Annotated in this window: 21 protein-coding genes; 13 read left to right on the top strand and 8 right to left on the bottom strand. The window is 71.9% G+C overall.

Features of this window, described 5'->3' with window-relative positions; all coding sequences use genetic code 11:
• Positions 1-20 precede the first annotated feature (20 nt).
• Positions 21-764 (bottom strand): Crp/Fnr family transcriptional regulator, encoded by a 744-nt coding sequence (locus ACA089_RS05930; RefSeq protein WP_372014449.1) that lies wholly within the window; start codon positions 762-764, stop codon positions 21-23.
• A gap of 113 nt (positions 765-877) precedes the next feature.
• Between ACA089_RS05930 and hisS the strand changes: the two genes are divergently transcribed.
• From hisS to ACA089_RS05915, 3 genes are all read left to right on the top strand, one after another.
• Positions 878-2,302, top strand: coding sequence for a histidine--tRNA ligase (gene hisS / locus ACA089_RS05925; protein WP_372014448.1), 1,425 nt, complete (start codon positions 878-880; stop codon positions 2,300-2,302).
• A 34-nt stretch (positions 2,303-2,336) separates the two neighbouring features.
• Positions 2,337-4,229, top strand: a complete 1,893-nt coding sequence (locus tag ACA089_RS05920) for an HAL/PAL/TAL family ammonia-lyase (protein WP_372014445.1) — start codon at positions 2,337-2,339, stop codon at positions 4,227-4,229.
• A 196-nt stretch (positions 4,230-4,425) separates the two neighbouring features.
• The gene (locus tag ACA089_RS05915; RefSeq protein ID WP_372014441.1) at positions 4,426-5,508 is read left to right on the top strand and encodes a methyl-accepting chemotaxis protein; all 1,083 of its coding nucleotides are present in this window, start codon (positions 4,426-4,428) and stop codon (positions 5,506-5,508) included.
• 17 nt (positions 5,509-5,525) lie between these two features.
• Here ACA089_RS05915 and ACA089_RS05910 read toward each other — a convergent pair whose 3' ends face one another.
• A complete protein-coding gene (locus ACA089_RS05910; protein ID WP_372014439.1) occupies positions 5,526-7,373 on the bottom strand; it encodes a sensor domain-containing diguanylate cyclase in 1,848 nt (615 codons plus the stop codon).
• 122 nt (positions 7,374-7,495) lie between these two features.
• Here ACA089_RS05910 and ACA089_RS05905 point away from each other — a divergent pair, with 122 nt between their 5' ends.
• The 10 genes from ACA089_RS05905 to ACA089_RS05860 all read left to right on the top strand — a co-directional run bounded on the left by ACA089_RS05905 (position 7,496) and on the right by ACA089_RS05860 (position 16,675).
• Positions 7,496-7,822, top strand: coding sequence for a YerC/YecD family TrpR-related protein (locus ACA089_RS05905; RefSeq protein WP_372014436.1), 327 nt, complete (start codon positions 7,496-7,498; stop codon positions 7,820-7,822).
• Entirely contained in the window at positions 7,819-8,745 is a 927-nt protein-coding gene (gene hisG / locus ACA089_RS05900; RefSeq protein WP_372014434.1) for an ATP phosphoribosyltransferase, read from the top strand. The genes ACA089_RS05905 and hisG overlap by 4 nt, the downstream gene beginning before the upstream one ends.
• The gene (hisD, locus tag ACA089_RS05895) at positions 8,742-10,076 is read left to right on the top strand and encodes a histidinol dehydrogenase (protein ID WP_372014432.1); all 1,335 of its coding nucleotides are present in this window, start codon (positions 8,742-8,744) and stop codon (positions 10,074-10,076) included. Before hisG ends, hisD begins: the two co-directional genes overlap by 4 nt.
• Complete coding sequence (hisC, locus tag ACA089_RS05890) at positions 10,073-11,173, top strand: histidinol-phosphate transaminase (protein ID WP_372014431.1); 1,101 nt, start codon at positions 10,073-10,075, stop codon at positions 11,171-11,173. The genes hisD and hisC overlap by 4 nt, the downstream gene beginning before the upstream one ends.
• Complete coding sequence (gene hisB, locus ACA089_RS05885) at positions 11,170-12,243, top strand: bifunctional histidinol-phosphatase/imidazoleglycerol-phosphate dehydratase HisB (RefSeq protein WP_372014429.1); 1,074 nt, start codon at positions 11,170-11,172, stop codon at positions 12,241-12,243. The genes hisC and hisB overlap by 4 nt, the downstream gene beginning before the upstream one ends.
• Positions 12,240-12,839 (top strand): imidazole glycerol phosphate synthase subunit HisH, encoded by a 600-nt coding sequence (gene hisH / locus ACA089_RS05880; protein WP_372014427.1) that lies wholly within the window; start codon positions 12,240-12,242, stop codon positions 12,837-12,839. Before hisB ends, hisH begins: the two co-directional genes overlap by 4 nt.
• Positions 12,839-13,588 (top strand): 1-(5-phosphoribosyl)-5-[(5-phosphoribosylamino)methylideneamino]imidazole-4-carboxamide isomerase, encoded by a 750-nt coding sequence (hisA, locus tag ACA089_RS05875; protein WP_372014425.1) that lies wholly within the window; start codon positions 12,839-12,841, stop codon positions 13,586-13,588. The genes hisH and hisA overlap by 1 nt, the downstream gene beginning before the upstream one ends.
• Positions 13,582-14,355, top strand: coding sequence for an imidazole glycerol phosphate synthase subunit HisF (gene hisF / locus ACA089_RS05870; RefSeq protein WP_372014423.1), 774 nt, complete (start codon positions 13,582-13,584; stop codon positions 14,353-14,355). Before hisA ends, hisF begins: the two co-directional genes overlap by 7 nt.
• Positions 14,348-15,031, top strand: a complete 684-nt coding sequence (gene hisIE / locus ACA089_RS05865) for a bifunctional phosphoribosyl-AMP cyclohydrolase/phosphoribosyl-ATP diphosphatase HisIE (RefSeq protein ID WP_372014421.1) — start codon at positions 14,348-14,350, stop codon at positions 15,029-15,031. The genes hisF and hisIE overlap by 8 nt, the downstream gene beginning before the upstream one ends.
• A 72-nt stretch (positions 15,032-15,103) precedes the next feature.
• Complete coding sequence (locus ACA089_RS05860; protein ID WP_372014418.1) at positions 15,104-16,675, top strand: calcineurin-like phosphoesterase C-terminal domain-containing protein; 1,572 nt, start codon at positions 15,104-15,106, stop codon at positions 16,673-16,675.
• A 156-nt stretch (positions 16,676-16,831) separates the two neighbouring features.
• Here ACA089_RS05860 and yddG read toward each other — a convergent pair whose 3' ends face one another.
• The 6 genes from yddG to ACA089_RS05830 form a co-directional block, all read right to left on the bottom strand.
• Positions 16,832-17,713, bottom strand: a complete 882-nt coding sequence (yddG, locus tag ACA089_RS05855; RefSeq protein WP_372014415.1) for an aromatic amino acid exporter YddG — start codon at positions 17,711-17,713, stop codon at positions 16,832-16,834.
• A gap of 5 nt (positions 17,714-17,718) precedes the next feature.
• Positions 17,719-18,417, bottom strand: a complete 699-nt coding sequence (gene mtnC, locus ACA089_RS05850) for an acireductone synthase (protein WP_372014412.1) — start codon at positions 18,415-18,417, stop codon at positions 17,719-17,721.
• Positions 18,418-18,477: 60 nt separating this feature from the next.
• On the bottom strand, positions 18,478-19,032 hold the full coding sequence (locus tag ACA089_RS05845) for a 1,2-dihydroxy-3-keto-5-methylthiopentene dioxygenase (protein ID WP_372014409.1): 555 nt from the start codon (positions 19,030-19,032) through the stop codon (positions 18,478-18,480).
• 113 nt (positions 19,033-19,145) lie between these two features.
• Entirely contained in the window at positions 19,146-19,790 is a 645-nt protein-coding gene (locus ACA089_RS05840) for a methylthioribulose 1-phosphate dehydratase (protein ID WP_372014406.1), read from the bottom strand.
• Between the two features lie 9 nt (positions 19,791-19,799).
• Entirely contained in the window at positions 19,800-21,101 is a 1,302-nt protein-coding gene (locus ACA089_RS05835) for an amino acid permease (RefSeq protein ID WP_372014403.1), read from the bottom strand.
• Positions 21,102-21,175: 74 nt separating this feature from the next.
• Positions 21,176-22,648, bottom strand: coding sequence for an amino acid permease (locus ACA089_RS05830; protein ID WP_372014400.1), 1,473 nt, complete (start codon positions 22,646-22,648; stop codon positions 21,176-21,178).
• Positions 22,649-22,665 lie beyond the last annotated feature (17 nt).

Genomic DNA, 22,665 nt, shown 5'->3' with positions numbered 1-22,665 from the left:
AGGTCCCGCGACGCGGGGACTCAGGCCGCCTTGAGGCTTTCCAGGCCGTTGCGGTCGAGGATGTCGACCCGGTAGGTGGCCGGCAGCGCGATGAACCCCTTGGTGCGCAGGGCGGTCAGGCAGCGGCTGACGGTTTCCACGGTCAGGCCGAGGTGGTCGGCGATGTCGGCGCGCGGCATCGGCAACACCAGCGACGGACCCGGGTCGCCGGCGCGGGCCTGGCGTTCGGCGAGGGTGAGCAGGAAGTCGGCCATGCGCTCGGTGGGGTTCATCCGCGCCAGCGACATCATCCGCTCGTGGGCGGAATCCAGTTCGATGCAGGCCCGTTCCAGCAGCTTGCCCTGCAGGTGCGGGAAGCGCTCGCCCAGCCGCTGCATGGCGTCCAGGCCGAACCGGCACAGTTCGGTCTCGCCCAGCGCCTCGATGTCATGGGGATAGCTGGACGCGCCGCTGAGGCCGACGAAGTCGCCCGGCAGGGCGAAGCCGGCCACCTGGCGGCGGCCGTCGGCGGCCAGGCGCACCAGCCGCAGCGCGCCGCGGGTCACGGTGAACACGTGGCGGCGGGGCTCGCCCTGGCGCACGAGCACGGTGCCGGGCTGCAGCACCTGCAGCCCGGCCGCCGCGTCGAGTGCGTGCATCTCCTCGCGCGACAGCACCGAGCAGACCGCCAGGTGGCGGACCTGGCAATGCAGGCAGGGACCGATCGGACCGGCGTCTTCGGTGGCGGGAGTCAGGCAGGGATTGTCGAACGGGGGCCAGGACATGCGTCGCGTCGCGGTGTCGGTGCGCACATGATACCGGTGGCGCGGCCGCGAAGCGTGAGGAGCCCACCGGCCAAGGTAGAATGGCGCCCCGCGCGTCCGCAGGAGTTTTCCGCTTGATCAGGCCCCGTACCCCGCCCGGCGTCATGGAGCTGCTGCCGCGCGAGCAGATCGCGTTCCAGCGCATGCTCGACGTCATCCGCCGCAACTACGAGCGCTTCGGCTTCCTGCCGGTGGAGACCCCGGTGTTCGAGCTCTCCGACGTGCTGCTGACCAAGTCCGGCGGCGAGACCGAGCGGCAGGTGTATTTCGTCCAGTCCACCGGCGCGCTGGCCAACGCCGCGGCAGATGCGGAAACCGGCAAGGCCGAGGGCGGCCTGCCCGAACTGGCCTTGCGCTTCGACCTGACCGTGCCGCTGGCGCGCTACGTGGCCGAGCACGAGCACGAACTGAGCTTCCCGTTCCGGCGCTACCAGATGCAGCGCGTGTACCGCGGCGAGCGCGCCCAGCGCGGCCGCTTCCGCGAGTTCTACCAGTGCGACATCGACGTGATCGGCAAGGACGCGCTGAACATCCGCTACGACGCCGAGGTGCTGGCGGTGATCCACGCGGTGTTCTCCGAACTGGGGATCGGCGCGTTCCGGGTGCAGCTCAACAACCGTAAGCTGATGCGCGGCTTCTTCGAGGCGCAGGGGGTCACCGACCCGCAGCAGCAGGCCCTGGTCCTGCGCGAGGTCGACAAGATCGACAAGCGCGGCGCCGACTACGTGCGCGACACGCTCACCGGTCCGGACTTCGGCCTGCCGGCGGAGGCCGTCGCGCGGATCCTGGCCTTCGTCGAGGTGCGCTCCTCGTCGCACGCCGACGCGCTGGCGCGGATCGACGCGGTGATGGCCGAGGCCGGCGGGGCGGCCAGCGACGTGCTGCGCGCCGGCGCCGCCGAACTCCGCGAGGTGCTGGACCTGGTCAGGGCGCTGGGCGTGCCCGAGTCCGCCTACTGCCTGAACTTCTCCATCGCCCGCGGGCTGGACTACTACACCGGCACGGTCTACGAGACCCAGCTGGTCGACCACCCGGGGATCGGCTCGATCTGCTCGGGCGGCCGCTACGAGGACCTGGCCAGCTATTACACGAAGTCGAAGCTGCCCGGGGTGGGCATCTCGATCGGCCTGACCCGCCTGTTCTGGCAGCTGCGCGAGGCCGGGCTGGTCGACGGCATCGCCGAGAGCAGCGTGCAGGCGATGGTCGCGCTGATGGACGAGGGCCAGCTGCCCGAGGCGCTGGACATCGCCCGCCACCTGCGCGCGGGCGGCATCAACACCGAAGTGCAGATGGAAGCGCGCAAGGTCGGCAAGCAGTTCCAGTACGCGTCGCGCGCGGGGATCCGCTTCGTCGTCCTGGCCGGGGACGACGAGCTCGCCCGCGGCGTGGTCGCCGTCAAGGACCTGGTCCGCGAGCAGCAGTTCGAGGTGCCCCGCGACGAGCTGGCCGGTACGCTCCGGGTCGAACTGGAACAGGCGCGCGCCCTTGCGGGGCGCTGAGCCCGCCTCGCCCCAAGCAACACGGAACACGAACATGCAGACGATCCGTCTCGACGGACAATCCCTCACCCGCGGCCGCCTGGTCGCGGTCGCGCGGGGCGCGAAGGTCGAGCTCGACCCGGCGGCGCTGGCCGCGGTCCGGCGCGCGGCCGACTTCCTGGCCGAGCAGGTCCGCCGCGAGGAGCCGATCTACGGCGTGTCCACCGGCTTCGGCAGCAACGCCGACAAGCTGCTCGGCGCGCATCCGCTGCGCGACGACCTGCCGGGCGCCACCCGCTCGGGGCGCTCGCTGCATGAGGAACTGCAGCACAACCTGATCGTCACCCATGCCGTCTGCGTGGGCGAGCCGATGGCCGCCGACGTGGTGAGGGCGTTGCTGTGCATCCGCATCAACACCCTGCTCAGGGGCCACTCCGGCATCCGCGTGGAGACCCTGCAGGCGCTCGCCGCGATGCTCAACGCGGGCATCGTTCCGGTGGTGCCGCAGCTGGGCTCGGTCGGCGCCTCCGGCGACCTGGCGCCGCTGTCGCACCTGGCCATCGTCCTGCTCGGGGGCGGCGAGGCGTTCTTCGAGGGCGCGCGCGTCGCCGGCGCCGAGGCGCTGCGCCGCGCCGGCCTGCAGCCGGTATCGCTGTCGTACAAGGAAGGCCTGGCGCTGAACAACGGCACCGCGCAGATGCTGGCGATGGGCGTGCTGGCGCTGGACCGCCTGGAGCTGATGCTCGACACCGCCGACCTGGCGGCGGCGATGACCATCGACGCGTTCGCCGGGCGGCTTGGCGCGTTCGCCGAAGAAGTGCACGCGCTGCGTCCGCATCCGGGCCAGGTGCAGGTCGCCGCGAACCTGCGGCGGCTGCTTGAAGGCTCGACCCTGGCCGACATCCCCTACCACCTGGTGCCGCGGTTCCGGCCCTGGCTGCCGGGCAGCTGGGACACCGAAGACGCGCGTTCGCTGCGCTTCGACATCGGCTGGGACTGGGTGCCGGCCGACCAGCGCCACGGCCGCGAGAAGTTCTACCTGCGCTTCCTGCCGTTCCGCGGCGGCAAGAAGCACCAGCCGCAGGACAGCTATTCGCTGCGCTGCATCCCGCAGGTGCACGGCGCGGTGCGCGACGCCGCCGCCCAGGCTGCGCGCGTGCTCGACATCGAACTCAACGCGGTGACCGACAATCCGCTGGTGTTCCCGGACAGGACCGACGCCGGGCACGTGGAAGAGCAGGTGATCTCCGCCGGCCACTTCCACGGCATGCCGCTGGCGCTGGCGCTGAGCTACCTCAAGGCCGCGATCCCGACCCTGGCCTCGATCTCCGAGCGCCGGCTCAACAAGCTGGTCGACCCGGCCACCAGCGACGGCCTGCCGGCGTTCCTGATCGGCAACGAGGACGGCACCGAGTCGGGCCACATGATCGTGCAGTACACCGCCGCGGCGATCGTGAACGACCTGGCCAGCCGCGCCCACCCGGCGTCGGTGTTCTCGGTGCCGACCAGCGCCAATGCCGAGGACCACGTGTCGATGGGCGCCAACGAGGCACGCCACGTGCTGGCGATGGTCGAGGACCTGGGCAAGGTGCTGGCGCTCGAGCTGTACACCGCCGCGCAGGCGCTGGACCTGCGCCGCGACATGATCAACGCCGCCCGCGCGCTGGCGCGCCGCGCCGACGCCGCCGCGCTGGCGCGCAAGGTGCAGGGCGGGCCGGCGCCGGACGGCGCCGGGCATGCCGGCTTCCTCGCCGAAGTGGAGGCGCTGCGCACGCAGCTCGCCCAGGCCGCGGCGTTCCATCCGGGCACCGCGGTGGCGCAGGCGCACGCACGCATCCGTGCCACGGTTCCGTTCCTCGACCGCGATCGTGCGATGGATGGCGAAGTCGCCGCGATGGTGGCGCTGGTCGCAGCGGGCGGCCTGGTGGAGGCACGCCAAGCGGGGTGATCCTGCCTGGCCGGGCGACGCATGCGAGGGCTCGCGTGCCGCTTTCTGGTGCCTGGGGCGGTCACTTGGGTGCATTCGTGCACCGCCGCGGTGCCGGTTAAAGCTCGCCGGAAATGCGGCCGATAGCCGCGGGGATCGATACGCGGACGCATGGCCGGAACGGCGACGCCGCGGTCCCCCCAGCCCCAGGAGGCGCATGAACGCGAGCGCAGCGGCCCCGGCCGTCGATGCCGGCATCGACGACCACATCCAGTCCGTGTCCGGGCTCTCCGAATCCCTGCTCATGCAGCTGCGCCAGTCGCTGCAGCGGATCGACGAGATCAACCGGATCACCCGCATCATCTCGATGAACGCCCGCATCGAGGCGGTGCGGGTCGGCGTGGCGGGCCGCAGCTTCGGCGTGATCGCCGAGGAGATGGACACGCTGTCGCGGCGGGTCAGCGACACCGCGCAGGAAATCGACCGCATGGCCGGCCGCACCAGCAGCGAGTTGCGGGGCCGGCTGGATCGCCTGCGCGACGACGTGCGCCGCACGCGCCTGACCGACCTGGCGCTGGCCAACATCGACCTGGTCGACCGCAACCTCTACGAGCGCAGCTGCGACGTGCGCTGGTGGGCGACCGATGCGGCGCTGGTGGCGGCGGCCTGCGATCCCCAGCCCGCCGTGCTTGCGCACGCCTCGCAGCGCCTGGGCCAGATCCTCGATTCGTACACGGTCTACTTCGACCTGGTGCTGGTGGACCTCAAGGGCCGGGTCCTCGCCAATGGCAGGCCGCAGCGCTACCGCTCGGCCGGCCAGTCGGTGGCCGGGCAGGAGTGGTTCGAGGCGGCGCGCACGACGCGCAACGGCGAGTGCTTCGGCTTCCAGTCGATGCACGCCAGCGCCCTGGCCGGTGGCGAGCGCGTGCTGGTCTATTCGTGCGGGGTGCGCGAAGGCGGCCGGGTCGACGGACGGATGCTCGGCGTGCTCGGAATCGTGTTCCGCTGGGATGCGCTGGCGCAGACCGTGGTCGAACAGACGCCGCTGTCGGAAGCCGAGTGGCGGCGCAGCCGGGTCTGCATCGTCGACGGGCAGGGCCGGGTGCTGGCCGACACCCGCGGCGATGCGGGGGACAGCCTCGATGTCCCGGGCCTCGCCGCGCTGTTCGCGCAGCCGCGCGGGGCGATGTCGGTCGAGCTGCAGGGCCGCAGCCACTGCGTGGTGCAGGCGGCCTCGCCCGGCTACGAGACCTACCGCACCGGCTGGCACTGCGTCATCGCCCAGGCCGACCCGGACTAGCCGGGCCGGTCGCCGGGTCAGCGGTCCGCGACGCGGACCTGGTCGCGCCCGCCCGACTTGGCCGCGTACAGGGCGTTGTCCACCACCTGCAGGGCCAGGTCGGTCGCGGCGTCCTCGTGCTCGGCGCCGGTGTCGACCGCGTGCACGCCGATGCTCGCCGTCACCGTCACCGCGGGCCCGCGGGTGCGGATCGGCTCCTCGCGCAGCCGCGTGCAGACTTCCTCCGCCAGCTCCCGTGCCTGGAAGATGTCGATCCCGGGCAGGGCGGCGATGAACTCCTCGCCGCCGTAGCGGGCCACCAGCGCGCCGTTGCCGCGCAGGATTCCCTCGATCACCCGCGCGCAGCGGCGCAGGCAGTCGTCGCCGACCAGGTGCCCGTGGCGGTCGTTGATCTGCTTGAAATGGTCCAGGTCGACCATCAGCAGGGACAGCGGCTGGCCCTGGGTGCGCGCGGCTTCCAGCAGCGATTCGAAGCGCTCGCGGAACCAGGCCCGGTTGTACAGCCCGGTCAGCGCGTCGTGGCGGCTGGCCTCGCGCAGCCGGGCGTGGGCGGTCTCGAGCTGCTCCAGCGCCGTCCGCAACTCGCTGGTCCGCTCCAGGACCTGCGATTCCAGCTGCAGCTTGGCCCGGCGCACGATGCGTTCGTTCTCGTTGCGCAGCGCCGCGTAGCGGTAGCTCAGCGCGATCGACAGCAGCAGCATCTCGAGCGCCGAGCCGATCTGCACGCCGTAGACGGTGAGGAACGACTTGGGCAGCAGGCCGAACGCCAGCGCGGTGAACATGCCGGTACCGAGCAGGAACATGCCCCACGCCAGCAGGAACAGCAGCGCCGAGCGGTCGCCGCGCCGGTAGGCGACCAGCGTCACCGTGAGGATCCAGGCGATGCTCAGGAACACGGACGCCGACGCGAGCGGGGTGGCGATCCGGTACGGCAGCCAGAACGAGGCCAGGCCCAGCACGACGTAGAAGGCGATCACGCCGAGCGAGATGACGTTGCCCGTGGTCCAGACCGCGCTCAGGCGCAGGAACACGCGCGCGAACTGCTGCATGCCGATCTGGGCCAGGCATATGGACAGCGGCACCGACAGGTCCGCCAGCCACGGCGAGCGCGGCCACAGGTACTCGAAGCCCAGGCCGTTCAGGGTCATCAGCACCAGGCCGAACGCACTCAGGTGGAACAGGTACCAGAAGTAGCTGGCATCGCGCAGCGACAGCCACAGCACCAGGTTGTAGAAGAACAGCGCCACCAGGATGCCGTAGTACAGGCCGATGCCGAACTGCGCGTCGCGCGACAGTTCGATGAACGCCTGCGGGGTGTGCAGCGTCAGCGGGACCTGCATCGAGCTCTGGCTCTGCACCCGCAGCAGCACGTCGACGCGTTCGTCGGCCGGCAGGTCGAGCATGAAGTTGGGATAGCGGTAGTCCACGCTGCGCGCGTCGAACGGCAGGTGGTCGCCGCCGCTGCGATGGACCACGCGGCCGTCGGCATAGCGCACGTACAGGTCGAGCCGGTCGCTCAGCGGATAGTCCTGCACCAGCAGCCAGTGCGGTTGCGTCCGGTCGCGGTTCTGGAGGGGGATGTGGAACCAGTAGGCGCCCTGCTGGAAGCCGAAGGCGGCGCCGGTGTGGGGCAGGGCCGAAAAGGCGCCGGCCTCGACCTCCGCCCAGGCGCGCGGCGCGTCCATCGTGCCGGCGCCGTCATGGAGGTAGCGGGTGTGGGGGGCGAGCGCCAGCTGCGGGGTGGCCGCGTCCAGCGGCACCGGTGCCTGGGGGGCGGCATGGGCGACGCCGGCCAGGGCGAGCAGGCACGGCAGGATCCAGCCCCAGCGCCAGCCACGGTGCTTCGCGTATGTCCGCAATTCCATGCGTCCCCCGGAGGTCCGTCCGCCACCTGGGCGGCGGGGTGGCCAGTGTAGCGGGACGGGGTTGACTCGGCAGGCGTGCTGTTTTAATGTATTAGCGTATTAATACATTGGCATGCGATTCGATGAAGCGGCGGGGACAGGACAACGAGGGCGACACCGATGGACCGCTGGCCGCCCTGGCGCAGGCCCTGTCCGCGCTCGAGGGTCCGGACGCGGTGAAGGCGTTCCTGCTGGACCTGTGCACGCCGGCCGAACTGGAAGCCATGACCGACCGCTGGAAGGTGGTCCCGCTGCTGCAGCAGGGCGTGCCGTACCGCGAGATCCACGACCTGACCCAGGTCAGCGTCACCACCATCGGCCGGGTCGCGCGCACGCTCGAGCGCGGCGCCGGCGGCTACGCGCTGGCCCTGCCGCGCGGCGCCACGGCCAGCACCCAGGACAGCCCATGACCCCGCCCCTCGGCACCGCCACCCGCGATCGCCTGCGCATCGCGATCCAGAAGAGCGGCCGCCTCGCCGAACCGGCACGCTCGCTCCTGGCCGCCTGCGGCCTGAGCTGGCGCGAGAGCCGCGACAAGCTGTTCTGCTACGGCGAATCGTTGCCGGTGGACCTGCTGCTGGTCCGCGACGACGACATTCCCGGTTTGATCGCCGACGGCGTCTGCGACCTGGGCATCGTCGGTCGCAACGAGCTGGACGAACAGGCCGGCGAGCGCGCGCGCAACGGCCTGCCCGAGGCCTATCGCGCACTGCGGGGCCTGGGGTTCGGCCAGTGCCGGCTGATGCTCGCCGTCCCCGAGGACTGGGAGTGGACCGGGCCAGCGCAGCTGCAGGGGATGCGCATCGCCACCAGCTATCCGGCGGTGCTGGCCAACTGGCTCGACGCGCGGGGGATCGACGCGCAGGTGGTGGAGTTGTCCGGCTCGGTCGAGATCGCGCCGCGACTGGGCACCGCCGACCTGATCTGCGACCTGGTTTCCAGCGGGGCCACGCTCGCCGCCAACCACCTCAAGCCGGTGGAGAACCTGCTCGACAGCGAAGCGGTGCTCGCCGGTCCGGCGAGTGCCTTCGACGACGCACGCGCCGGCCTGGCGCAGATGCTGCTGCGCCGGGTGGACGGGGTGCTCCAGCTGAAGGATCGCAAGCTGCTGATGTTCAATGCCGAGCGCGACGCGCTGCCGGCGCTGGAGCGGCTGTTGCAGGACGCCGGTCCGCTCGTGGTCGTGCCGGGCCAGGGTGGACCGGCCGCCAACGGCGCGCTGTCGTTGCAGACGATGTGCGAGGGCGCGGTCAGCTGGCAGCAGCTGGAGGAACTGGAGCGCGCCGGTGCACGCGGGCTGATGGTGCTGGCGGTCGAGAGGTCGCTGACATGAGCACGGCTTCGGTCGACGTCGCCGCGCGCGCCTGGACCCGGCTGGAATGGTCTGCGCTGGACCCGGCCGCCCGCGGGCGCGCGCTGACCCGCCCGGTGCAGGTCGTCGCCCAGGCCACCCGCGATGCGGTCGCCTCGGTGCTGGCGGCCGTGCGCGAACGCGGCGACGACGCCCTGCGGGAACTGACCGCGCGCTTCGACCAGGTCGAGCTTGCGCGCTTCGAGGTGTCCGACGCCGAGTTCGCCGTCGCCGAAGCGGCCGTGGCTCCGGACCTGCGCCAGGCCATGGTCGATGCCGCTTCGCGGATCGAGGCGTTCCACCGCGCCGGCATGGCCACCGGCTACGCCGTCGACACCGCCCCGGGCGTGCGCTGCGAACGGATGGTCCGGCCGGTGCCACGCGTCGGCCTCTACGTCCCGGCCGGCAGCGCGCCGCTGCCGTCGACCGCGTTGATGCTGTGCGTGCCGGCGAAACTGGCGGGCTGCCGCGAGGTGGTGCTGTGCACGCCGCCGCGCGCCGACGGCAGCGCCGACCCGGCGGTGCTGGTGGCCGCCCGGCTGGTCGGCGTGGACCGGGTGTTCAAGCTCGGCGGCGCGCAGGCGGTCGCCGCGTTGGCCTTCGGCACGGCCAGCGTGCCGCGGGTCGACAAGGTGTTCGGTCCCGGCAACAGCTACGTGGACGAGGCCAAGCGCCAGGTCGCGCAGTCCGGCGCGGCGGCGATCGACATGCCCGCCGGCCCGTCCGAAGTCCTGGTCATCGCCGACGAGGGCGCCGATCCGGCCTTCGTCGCCGCCGACCTGCTGTCGCAGGCCGAGCACGGCCCCGATTCGCAGGTGCTGCTGCTGTCCGACAGCGCCACGCTGGTCGACCGGGTCGAGGCGCAGCTCGCCGTGCAGCTGGCCGCGCTGCCGCGGGCGGACATCGCGCGCAGGGCCTTGTCCGCTTCGCGGCTGGTGCGGGTCGACTCGCTCGAGGAGGCCTTCGCGATCAGCAACGCCTACGCGCCCGAACACCTGATCCTGGCGCTGCGCGAACCGCGCGCATGGCTGGACCGGGTCGAGGCCGCCGGTTCGGTGTTCCTCGGCGACTGGACGCCCGAGGCGCTGGGCGACTACTGCAGCGGCACCAACCACGTGCTGCCGACCAACGGCGCCGCGCGCGCCTGGAGCGGGGTGAGCGTGGCCAGCTTCCAGAACTTCGTCAGCGTGCAGGCGGCCAGCCGCGAGGGCATCCGCGCGATCGGCGACTGCGCGGTGACGATGGCGCGCGCCGAACGGCTCGACGCGCACGCCAACGCGGTCGTCCTGCGGCTGCAGGCAGCGCGCGCATGAACGGCGACACGGGCAGCGACGCGCTGCTGGACCTGGTCCGCGAGGACCTGCGCGGTTTCGGAGGCTACGCATCGGCCCGCACCTACGACCTCAAGGGCGAGGTCTGGCTCAACGCCAACGAGAGCCCGTGGGCGAACCCGGCCGACGCCGGCGGCGCCAGCCGGCGCTATCCGGACCCGCAGCCGCCGGCGCTGCGCGAGGCGCTGGCCCGGCTGTACGGCTGCCGTCCCGGGCAGCTGCTGGTCGGCCGCGGCAGCGACGAGGCCATCGACCTGCTGGTGCGCGCGCTGTGCGTGCCCGGCCGCGACGCGGTGCTGGTGACGCCGCCGGTGTTCGGCATGTACGCGGTCAGTGCCCGCCTGCAGGGCGCGCCGCTGCTCGAGGTCCCGCTGGTCGACGGCGATGCGGGCTTTGCCGTGGACCTCGGCGCCGTCGCCGCCGCGGCGGAGCAGGGCGGGGCGAAGCTGGTGTTCCTGTGCTCGCCCTCCAACCCCACCGGCGGCAGCGTGCCGCTGGCCGACGTCGCCGCGCTGGCCTCGCGCCTGGCTGGACGCGCGCTGGTGGTGGTGGACGAGGCCTACGGCGAATTCTCCGACCAGCCCTCGGCGATCACGCTGATGGCCAGGCACGCCAACATCGCCGTGCTGCGCACGCTGTCGAAGGCGCATGCGCTGGCGGCGGCGCGGATCGGCAGCCTGGTGGCCGATCCGGCCCTGGTGCGCGTGTTGCGCGCCTGCCAGGCGCCGTATCCGGTGCCCACGCCCTGCGTCGAGCTGGCGGTGGCCGCGCTGTCGGACGAGGCGCTGGCGCGGACCTCGGCGCGCGTGGCCCAGGTGCGCAGCGAACGCGCGCGCCTGCGGCAGGCACTGGCCACCCTGCCCGGCGTGGTGCGCGTGTACCCCTCCGATGGCAATTACCTGCTGGTCCGCTTCGGCGACCCGGGTGCCGCATTCGACCGCCTGCTGGCGGCCGGCGTCGTCGTGCGCGACCAGCGCGCCGTGGCGCAGCTCGGCGACGCCCTTCGCATCACCATCGGCACGCCGGACCAGAACGACCGCGTGCTGGCCGCACTGGACGCCAGGGAAGCCGCCGCATGACCCCCATCCTGTTCATCGACCGCGACGGCACCCTGATCGAGGAGCCCGCGGACTTCCAGATCGACGCCTACGAGAAGCTGCGCTTCGTCCGTGGCGTGATCCCGGCGCTGCTGAAGCTGCGCGACGCCGGCTGGCAGTTCGTGATCGTCTCCAACCAGGACGGCCTGGGCAGCGAGGACTATCCGCAGGCGAACTTCGACGGCCCGCACCAGCTGATGCTGCAGGTGTTCGAAAGCCAGGGCATCAGCTTCCGCGACGTGCTGATCGATCCGAGCTGGCCGCACGAGAACAGGCCCACGCGCAAGCCGGGCATCGGCCTGGTCCTGCCCTACATCCAGGACCGCAGCATCGACTGGAAGCGCTCGGCGATGGTCGGCGACCGCCCGACCGACAACCAGTTCGCGGAGAACCTCGGCATCCGCGCCTTCCAGCTGAAGACGGCGCAGTTCGGCGGCGAGTGGGACTGGACCGGCATCGCCCACGAACTGGCCGACGCGCCACGGCGCGCGGTGGTGCAGCGGAACACGAAGGAAACCAGGATCCGGGTCGAGGTCGACCTGGACCGCGCCGCCGAGCCGCAGGTCCACACCGGCCTGCCGTTCTACGACCACATGCTCGAGCAGATCGGCAAGCACGGCGGCTTCGAGCTGAGGATCCACGCCGACGGCGACCTGCACATCGACGAGCACCACACCATCGAGGACACCGCGCTGGCACTGGGACAGGCGCTGCGCGAGGCGCTGGGCGACAAGCGCGGGATCGGACGATACGGCTTTACGTTGCCGATGGACGAGACCCGGGCCAGCGCCGCGCTCGACTTCAGCGGCCGGCCGTACCTGGTGTACGAGGGCACGTTCCAGCGCGAGCGGGTCGGCGACATGCCGACCGAGCTGGTGCCGCACTTCTTCCGCTCGCTGTGCGACGCCTCCGGCATGAACCTGCACATCACGGTCGAGGGCGACAACGACCACCACAAGATCGAGGCCAGCTTCAAGGCGCTGGCGCGGGCGCTTCGCCAGGCGATCCGGCGCGAGGGCGCGGACCTGCCCTCGACCAAGGGAGCACTGTGATGCGGCTGGCGCTGGTCGATGCAGGTGGCGCCAACCTGGGCTCGGTGCGCTACGCGCTCAACCGGCTCGGGATCGAGCCGGAGGTCACCACCGACGCGGATGCGATCCGCGCCGCCGACCGGGTGGTGCTGCCGGGCGTGAGCACCGCGGCGCAGGTGATGGGCCGCCTGCACGAACTGGAACTGGTCGAGGTACTGCGCGCGCTGCAGGCGCCGCTGCTGGGCGTGTGCGTGGGCATGCAGCTGCTGTACGAACGTTCCGAGGAGGGCGACGTGGCCTGCCTCGGCCTGCTGCCCGGGATCGTGCGCAAGCTGCCGCGGGCGCCCGGCATCCGCGTGCCGCACATGGGCTGGAACGCCTTGCGGGCGATGCGCGAATCTTCGTTGCTCGATGGCCTGGCCGATGGCGCCAGTGCCTATTTCGTGCACAGCTATGCCGCGCCGATCACCGCGGACACGGTGGCCGCGACCGACCATGGCAGCCTGTTCGCGTCGGTGGTGCAGCGCGCCCGCCTGTGCGGGGCGCAGTTCCACCCCGAGCGTTCGGCCGCCACCGGCGCGCGCATCCTCCGCAATTTCGTCGAGATGGATTTCTGATGGGCTTCACCGTCTACCCGGCGCTGGACATCCGCGAGGGCCGCGTGGTGCGGCTCGCGCAGGGCGACTACGCGCGCGAGACCCGCTACGGCGATGACCCGCTGCCGCGCGCGTTGGCCTTCGCCGCGGCCGGTGCGCGCTGGATGCACCTGGTCGACCTGGACGCGGCCAAGGCCGGCGGCTACACGCTGCTGCCGCTGCTGGCCGCCATCGCCCGCGACACCGGGCTGCAGGTGCAGACGGGCGGCGGGGTGCGTTCGCGCGCGGACGTGGCCCGGCTGCTGGACGCCGGCGCCGCGCGCGTGGTCGTCGGCTCGCTGGCCGTGCGCGACCCGGAGGCGGTGGCGGCATGGCTGGGCGAGTTCGGCGGCGACCGCGTCACCGTGGCGCTGGACACGCGGCAGCACGCCGATGGCACCTGGCGTCTCCCGGTGCACGGCTGGACCGAGGACGCCGGCGAGACCCTGGACGCGCTGCTCCCGGGCTACGTGCGGGCCGGCCTGCGCCACCTGCTGTGCACCGACATCGCCCGCGACGGCATGCTGTCGGGGCCGAACCTGGACCTCTACCAGCACCTGCGCGCGCTCGCCCCCGGGGTGGCGGTGCAGGCCTCCGGCGGCGTGCGCGACGCCGGCGACGTGCGCAATGCGCGCCTGGCCGGCTGTGCCGGCGCGGTCCTCGGGCGCGCCCTGCTCGAAGGCCGGCTGGCGCTGGCCGATGCCCTCGCCGAGGAGACGCCGCGATGCTGAGCCGTCGCCTGATTCCCTGCCTGGACGTGCGCGACGGGCGCGTGGTCAAGGGCGTGCGCTTCCGCGACCACGTGGACATGGGTGACATCGTCGAACTCGCCCTGCGCTACCGCGACGAGGGTGCCGACGAACTGGTGTTCTACGACATCGGCGCGAGCCCGGAAGGGCGTTCGGTGGACTACGCCTGGGTGGAGCGGGTGGCGAAGCTGATCGACATCCCGTTCTGCGTGGCCGGGGGCATCCGCGACGTCGGCACCGCGCGCCGGGTGCTGCACGCCGGCGCCGACAAGGTCTCGATCAATTCGCCGGCCCTGGAGCGCCCGCCGCTCATCTCCGAACTGGCCGACGCGTTCGGGGTGCAATGCGTGGTGGTGGGCATCGATTCGGTGCTCGAGGCCGACGGCCAGTGGCGGGTGCGCACCAACACCGGCGACCCGGCCAAGACCCGCGCGCTGGCCGTGCGCACCCTGGACTGGGTCGCCGAGGCGCAGCGGCTCGGCGCGGGCGAGATCGTGCTGAACTGCATGGACAGCGACGGCGTCCGCCGCGGCTACGACCTGGTCCAGCTGCGCCAGGCGCGCGAACTCTGCCACGTGCCACTGGTCGCATCCGGTGGCGCCGGCGCGCCGGAACATTTCGCCGAGGTCTTCGAGCAGGCCGACGTCGACGGCGCACTGGCGGCGAGCGTGTTCCACAGCGGCGCCATTCCCATTCCCGGACTCAAGCGCTTCCTGCGGCAGCGCCAGATCGAGGTGCGTGATGCCTGAATCCCCGACCGCCGACGCGCGCGCGCCGCGCAGCCCGGCGCTGCTGCCCGAGGCCCTGGACTGGGACAAGGGCGACGGCCTGCTGCCGGTGGTGGTGCAGGACGCCGACAGCCTGCGCGTGCTGATGCTCGGCTACATGGACCGCAATGCGCTGCGCGCGACCCTGGTCAACCGGCTGGTCACGTTCTACAGCCGCAGCCGGCAGCGGCTGTGGACCAAGGGCGAGACCTCGGGCCACGTGCTGGAACTGGTCGACGTGGGCACGGACTGCGACTCGGACGCGCTGCTGGTCCTGGCGCGGCCGCGCGGGCCGACCTGCCACCTGCAGCGGGTGAGCTGCTTCGAGGTCGCGCCGGCGATCGTGCCGGCCGTGCCCGCGCCGGCCGCCGACGTCGGGTTCCTCGGCGAGCTCGATGCGCTGGTCGCCACGCGGGCGCGCGAGCGCCCCGAAGGCAGCTACACCACGCGCCTGTTCGAGGCCGGGGTGCGACGGATCGCGCAGAAGGTCGGCGAGGAAGGCGTGGAGACGGCACTGGCCGGCGTGGCCCAGAACGACGAGCAGCTGCTGGGTGAATCGGCCGACCTGGTCTACCACCTCACCGTGCTGCTGCACGCGCGCGGGCTGTCGCTGGCCGATGCGGTCGAAGTGCTGGAACAGCGGCACCGGCGCGGCTGACTCACCGCCACCGCGCGGTGGCGGCGGGCGCGAGCGCGCTCCTACAATCGCGGGGTCCCTCCGGAAGCCACCATGCCGATCCTGCCGCGCGTCGCCCTGCTGCTGGCTGCCTGCCTGGCGCCCGCCACCCTCGCCGCCGCGCCCGACCGCGCCCCCCAGGACGTGTCCGGTCGCGTGCTGCGGGCCACCGGCACCACCACCTCCGGCGAGGGCATCCCCGGCATCGCGGTCTCCAACGGGATCGACATCGTCCGCACCGATGCGCAGGGTCGCTACCGGCTGGCGGCCGGGGCGGGACAGACGGTCTTCGTGGTGAAGCCACCCGGCTACCGCTTCGCTGAGGCCGCAGACGGCCTGCCCGCGTTCTGGCGCACGGTGCCTGCGGACCGCACGGCAGGTGCGATGGCCATCGATTTCACCCTGGTCGCGGAGGACCGGCCCGCGGTGTCCGCGCCGGAGGTGCTGCTGTTCACCGACAGCCAGGTCAAGAGCGCGCGCGACATCGACTACTACCGGCGCGACATCGTCGAGCCGATCATCGGCCGCCACCCGGCCGCGCTGGGCGTCACCCTCGGCGACCTGGTGGACGACCAGGTGCAGCTGTACGCGGCGCTCAACGCGGTGACGGTGCGGCTGGGCGTGCCATGGTTCCACGTGCCCGGCAACCACGATGTCGATCCCGGCTCGACCGGCGATGCCGCCTCGCTCGCCACCTGGGGCGCGACCTATGGCCCGGACACCTATGCCGTCGAGGAAGGCGACGCGGCATTCGTGTTCCTTGACGATGTCGTGGTGCGGCCGGGGGGCACGGGATACGTCGGCGGACTGCGCGAGGACCAGTTCCGGTTCCTCGGCAACTACCTCGCGCAGCTGCCGCGGGAGCGGCTGCTGGTGCTGGGCATGCATATCCCGGTGTTCGATACCGGGGGGCGCGAGACTTTCCGCGGTGCCGACCGGGCGCGCCTGTTCGCGCTGCTGAAGGACCGGCCGAAGGTGCTGCTGCTCAGCGGGCACAGCCATGTCCAGCAGCACTACTGGCACGCGGCGAAGGATGGCTGGCAGGGCGCGGCGCCGCTGCACGAGTACAACGTCGGCGCCGCGTGCGGCGCGTTCTGGTCGGGGGCGCCGGACGCGCAGGGCATCCCGGACGCGACCATGGCCGATGGCACGCCCAACGGCTATGCGGTGCTCTCCCTGCGCAGCGGTGGCGGTTACGCGCTCGCCTACCACCCCGCGCGCCTGGCGGCCGGCACGCAGGCGTTCACCCCGGCGATGGCGCTGCATGCGCCGCGCGTGCTGCGGCGTGGCGCGTACCCGGCCTGGGGCGTGTTCGCCAATGTCTTCATGGGGGATGCCGGCACGCGCGTCGAATACCGGGTCGATGGCGGCGACTGGCTGCCGATGCGCCGGGTGGAACGCGCCGACCCGCGCCTGCTGGTCGAGAACGTCGCCGACGATGTCGCCACCGCCTTGCGCGGCTTCGACCGTTCGCCCGAAGCGGTGCCGCCGACGCACCTGTGGCGCGGCGCGCTGCCGACCGACCTGGCCGTGGGCGAGCACCGGGTGGAGGTGCGCGCGTTCGATCGCTGGCAGGGCGAGGCGGTGGCGGCGACCACCTATTCGCTGCAGGAGGCCGGGCCCTGAAACGCGGAACGCCCCGTAAGGGGCGTCCGGCATGTCCGCGGCTGGCTGGCGAAGGGCTGGCTGGCTCGGATGGCGTGGCGGGCACGCGATGCGTGCCGGCTGCGTGGCGCGCAGTCTAGCCACCGCCCGCGGCTCGCGTTCAAACGCGAAGCGTTCTCAGCCCTCGCTGCGCGCCTGCGAGCGCGAGCGGGTGCTCAACCAGGCGCCGGCCAGCAGCAGGGCGATGGCTACCGCCTGCACCGGATGCGGCTGCGCCCGGCCCGACGCGACCAGCAGCACGGTCGAAAGCAGCGGCGCCAGATAGGACAGGCTGCCGAGCAGGGCGATGTCGCCGCGCTTGGTGCCGGTGTCCCACAGCCAGAAGGCCGCACCGGTCGGGCCGAGGCCCATCAGCAGCAGCGCGCCCCATTGCGGCGCGCTCGGGGCCACGCTGCGCTCGGAGACCAGGTGCGCGATCGCGCCGAGTCCCGCCACGCCGAGGCAGGCCACGGTGATCGCGGCGCTCGGCACCTGCGCGTGGCGGCGGTTGAGCACCGAGTACGCGGCCCAGATGACCGCCGCGGCGATCGCGGCCAGATAGCCCGGCAGGTGGCTGGCGCTCACCGTCAGCCGCTGGCCGCCGGTCACCAGCAGCACCGCCGCCGCCAGGCCCAGCACGGTCCCGATCCATTGCAGGGGGCGGATCCTCACGCCCGGCAGGAAGCCGGCGAAGACCACGATCAGCAATGGCCACAGGTAGTTGAGCAGGTTGGCTTCCACCGCCGGGGCGCGCTTGAGCGCGATGAAGTACAGCGCGTGGTAGCCGAACAGGGCCGCGGTCGACAGCGCCAGCGCGGCGGCCGGCTGCCGCAGTTCGGCCCAGCCATCGCGTCCGCGCCACGCCGCGCGCCCCAGCCCGAGCATGCCGGCGACCGCGAAGGCGATGGCCAGCACCTGGAACGGGGGCAGGCCGTCGGTGGCGACGGTCAGCAGCGCCAGCGACGACCACAGCAGGATCGCCAGCAGGCCGGCGAGGGTGGCGCGGCGGGTCGGGTCCATGCCGGTCAGAGCGGCAGCTCGACCTCGAGGAAACTGGCCACGCGGGTATGCCCGTGGGCGGCATCGCCCGAGCGCGGCTGCGGGTAGTCCTCGAGGCGGTCGACCAGCACGGTCTGCATGCCGGACGCGCGCGCCGCGTCGAGCTCCTCGACCACGTCGGACAGGAACAGGATGTCGTGGGCCTTCACCCCGATCCGGGTGGCGATGCCGGCGTAGCTGTCCGGCTCGCGCTTGCCTCCGACCTCGGTGTCGAACCATCCCGAGAACAGCCCGGTCAGGTCGCCCGCGTCGCTGTGGCCGAAAAACAGCTTCTGCGCCGGCACCGAGCCGGAGGAGTAGACGTACAGCGGCAGCCCGAGCGCGTGCCAGCGCTGCAGGGTCTGGGCCGCATCCGGGTAGATCGGCGCGGTGAAGTCGGCGTTGCGATAGCCGGCCGCCCAGACCATGCCCTGCAGCGCCTTGAGCGCGGTGTGCTTGCGGTCCTGGTCGATCCAGCCCTGCAGCGTCTCCACCACCATGTCGTCCTGGCACAGGCCGCCGGCTTCGGTGGCCACCGCGTCAAGCCACTGCCGCACCTGCGGTTCGTGCCCGTGTTCGCGGACGAAGCCCGGCAGCGCGCGTCGCGCATACGGGAACAGCACGTCGCGGACGAACGAGATGCTGCTGGTGGTGCCTTCGATGTCGGTGAGGATGGCGAGGGTCATGGCGGCTCTAAATGAAGCGCCCCTCGGCGGCGAGGGGCGCGGTGGGCTCGTGCGCGGGGATCAGGCCGCTTCGGGCGAGTAGCGCGGGAACTTCTGCGCGATGTCGGTGCCGGTGAAATGGCCGACCCAGCCGTCCGGCTCGGTGAAGAAGCGGATCGCCACGAAGCTCGGCGCCTCGCCCATGTCGAACCAGTGCTTCGTGCTGTCGGGCACGGCGATCAGGTCGTCCTTCACGCATTCGATCTCGTAGACCCTGCCGTCCACGTGCAGGGTGAACAGGCCCGAGCCGGCGACGAAGAAGCGGACCTCGTCTTCCTTGTGGAAGTGCTCGTCCAGGAACTTCCTGCGCATCTCGCCGCGGTTCGGGTTGTCCGGGGCGATGCTGACCACGTCCACGGTCTTGAAGCCGCGCTCGGCGACCAGCCGGTCGATGTCGGCACGGTAGGCGTCCATGACCTGCTCGGGCGTGGCCCCGGGAGCGATCGGCTGGCTGGCCTGCCAGCGTTCGAAGGTCACGCCGATCTTCTCCAGTTCGGCGGCGATGGCCGGCCCGTCGCTGCTGGCGAACAGGGGCTGGCCCGGGTCGTTCTCGTCGAAGATGCGCAGTCGGCTCATGGGGTGTCACCTGCGGGAAGCGGGCGGGGGCCGCGGGAAACGCAAAGCGTACCAGCTGCGGCCGGCGCGACCGACAACGCCGGCGCAACGGCCTGCCGCGCCGGGGGAACCGCTCAGCCGCGCGCGCCGAGCCGGCGCAGTTCCAGTTCGGCGGCGAACAGGAACTCGAACGCTTCCAGGTGGCGGCGCGCCTCGGCCATGGTCCGGCCCCAGGCGTACAGGCCGTGCCCATCGATCAGGTAGCCCCACAGCGGCTGGCGGTCGAGCAGGGCGTCGACCTGCGCGGCCAGCACGGCCATGTCCTGGGTGTTGGCGAAGACCGGCACGTCCACCGCCATCTCGTGGGTGCTGTTGCCCTCGAACGCCTTGAGCAGCTCGTAGCCCTCCAGGTGCACGCGGCCGGCGCCGGCGTACAGCCGCGACGCCACCGTCTGCACCAGCGAATGGGTGTGCAGCACGCAGCCCACGTCGGCGAAGCGACGGTACAGCTGCGTGTGCAGCAGCGTTTCGGCCGAGGGGCGCAGCGGCCGCCCGACCGCCTTGCCGTCGAAGTCGACGACCATGATGTCGTCCTCGACCAGCCGGCCCTTGTCCCGGCCCGACACGGTGATCGCCGCATGCCGGTCGTCCAGGCGCATCGAGAAGTTGCTGCTGGTGGCCGGGGTCCAGCCCAGCTGCGCCAGCTCGCGCACGTTGGCGATGATCGATTCGGCGCGGGTGCGCAGCAGGGCGGGGTCGTAGGGCAGGGGGGTGTTCATCGGCGCAGTTTACCGCGCCGGCGGAGGAGGCCTGCGCGCGAAGCCGCGGTAGGCCGCCCACGCCAGCAGCGCGATCACCAGGCCGCCGACCAGGGTCTTGCCCGGGGTCGAATAGACCAGCAGCCCGCATGCGACCAGCGCGCCCATGCCGAGCACGCGCTCGCGCCGCGCCGCCGGCCGTTCCGGGGTGCCCAGCAGCAGGCTCAGGCCCGCGGCCGCATAGGCCATCACCACCAGGATCACCACCATCTCGATCAGCGTCTCGAACTGCCCGGACACCGTCGGCGACAGGGTCAGCACCGCCAGCAGGGTCATCAGCACCGCGATGATGAACAGGCCGGTGCCGGCCGATCCGTTGGCACGCAGCCGCCCGAACACCTTCGGCAGGAACCCGCGCTGCGCCGCCCGTGCCCCGGACTCGCCGGTCACCAGCATCCAGCCGCCGAGCGTCCCGCTGGCCTTGAGCGCCGCGGCCGCCGCGATCACCGGCACCGCCCAGGCACCGAACATCTTGCCGGCCACCAGCGCGAAGGGCGCGCCGGACTCGGCCAGTTCCGCCGCCGGGACGATGCCCATCATCAGCACCGAGGAGACCAGGTAGACCACGCCGGCGATCGCGATGCCGCCGAGGGTGGCGCGCGGCACGTTGCGGTCCGGGTCGTCGACCACGCCGGCGACCATCGCGCCCGTCTCCAGGCCGACGAAGGCCCAGAAGATCGGCGCCAGCGAGTGCATCACCACCGACAGGTCGGACTGGCCGGAGACGTTCCACGCCGCGCGGTAGACCGCGGGGTCGAAGTAGGCCCAGCCGGCGGTGAGGATCAGCGCCACCGGCAGCAGGCCGAGCACCACGCACATCGACTGGAAGCGCGCGATCGGCCGCGGGCCGAGCAGGTTGAGCGCGAACATCAGCCAGATCAGCGCGATCTGCCCGCCCAGGCGCACGCAGGGGCTGTCCTCGATCGGCAGCAGGATCACCAGGTAGCCGAACGCGGCCACGGCAATGGCGTTGTTGCCGATCCACGAGGAGACCCAGTACATGGTCGTGGCCAGGAAGCTGACGTCGCGGCCGAGCGAGGGCCGCACGTAGTCGTCGGGCGATTCCAGGTCCGGATGGTGCCGCGCGAGCCGGGCGAAGGCGCCGCCGAGCATCATCGCCAGCACCGTGCACAGCAGCCAGCTCAGCGCGGTCACGCCGCCGGACTTGGCCAGGGTGGCCGGCAGCAGGAAGAAGCCCGAGCCGATCATGTTGTTGGCGACCACGAAGGTCGCCAGGACCGGGCCGATCTTGCGTGCGGTGGTTGCGCCCATTGCGCTGTTCCCGGGTTGGTCCGAAGGTCGAAACGAAGCGGCCGGCGCTGGGGCCGGCCGCGGTGGGTGGAGGCTCAGCGGCCGTTGCGCAGCCGGCTGTGCCGGTAGCCGTAGCCGAAGTAGACCAGCAGGCCGACCACGGTCCAGCCGACGAAGATCTTCCAGTGCTCGGTGAACGGCTGCCAGAACAGGTACAGGCAGGACAGCACGCCCAGCGGGCACAGCACGACCGCTGCCGGCACCCGGAACGGACGCGGCAGTTCGGGGCGGGTGTAGCGCAGGATCAGGACCCCGGCGCAGACCGTGGCGAACGCGAGCAGCGTGCCCATCGAGACCAGCTCGCCGAGCACGTTCAGCGGCATCAGCCCGGCCAGCACGCAGGCCACCACGCCGACGATGATCGTGCCGATGTACGGGGTCTGGTACTTGGGGTGCACCTTGCCGAACAGGCCCGGCAGCAGGCCGTCCTGCGACATCGAATAGAAGATGCGCGGCTGCGCCATCAGCATGACCAGGATCACCGAGGACAGGCCGGCGATCGCGCCGATCTCGGTGGCGGTCTTCAGCCACGCCAGCGACGGGTAGGGTTCGATCGCGGTGACCACCGGCTTGGCCGTGCCCAGCAGCGAGTAGTGGGTCATGCCGGTCAGGACCGCGCATACGGCGATGTAGATGACCGTGCAGATCGCCAGCGAGCCGAGGATGCCGATCGGCATGTCGCGCTGCGGGTTCTTGGCCTCGCCGGCGGCGGTGGAGACCGCGTCGAAGCCGATGTAGGCGAAGAACACGATCGCCGCGGCGCGGGTCACGCCCTCGAAGCCGAACTTGCCCGGACCCTGGTTCTCGGGGATGAATGGGGTCCAGTTGGCCGGGTCCACGTACTGCATGCCGAAGCCGAGGAACGCCGCGATGACCAGCACCTTGATCGCCACCACCACGGCATTGACCATCGCCGACTGGGTGATGCCGACGTAGCACAGGCCGGAGATGGCCGCGACGATGGCGATGGCCGGCAGGTTGAACAGCGCGCCGGTGCCGACGAATTCGCTGCCGTTCCAGTTGATCGGGGCCTGCGCCAGTTCGGCCGGGAAAGGCAGGTGCAGGGTGCTGGTCAGGAAGCTGACCAGGTAGCTGGACCAGCCCACGGCCACCGTGGCCGAGGCGAACAGGTATTCCAGGATCAGGCACCAGCCGATGAACCAGGCGGTGAACTCGCCGAGGGTGGCGTACGAGAACGAGTAGGCGCTGCCGGAGACCGGCAGCAGCGCCGAGAACTCGGCGTAGCACAGGCCGGCCAGGGCGCAGGCGATGCCGGCCAGGACGAAGCTGAGCATGATCGCCGGGCCGGCGTGGTTGGCCGCGGCCTGGCCGGTCAGCACGAAGATGCCGGCGCCGATCACCGCGCCGATGCCCAGCAGGACCAGGTGGCGGGCGGTCAGGGTGCGCTTGAGGGTGGCTTCGCCGCGAAGGCTGCCCTCCACCGGCTCGCCTGCGTCGACGTGGCCGGCCGGCTCGACCGGCTTGACGATGAATAGACCCTTGGACATTGCGTGTGGTATCCCCT

Source organism: Pseudoxanthomonas fibrivorans (assembly GCF_041464125.1).
Classification (GTDB): domain Bacteria; phylum Pseudomonadota; class Gammaproteobacteria; order Xanthomonadales; family Xanthomonadaceae; genus Pseudoxanthomonas.
Note: the sequence above shows the minus strand (reverse complement) of the source record. Positions and strands in the feature narration are given on the sequence as shown.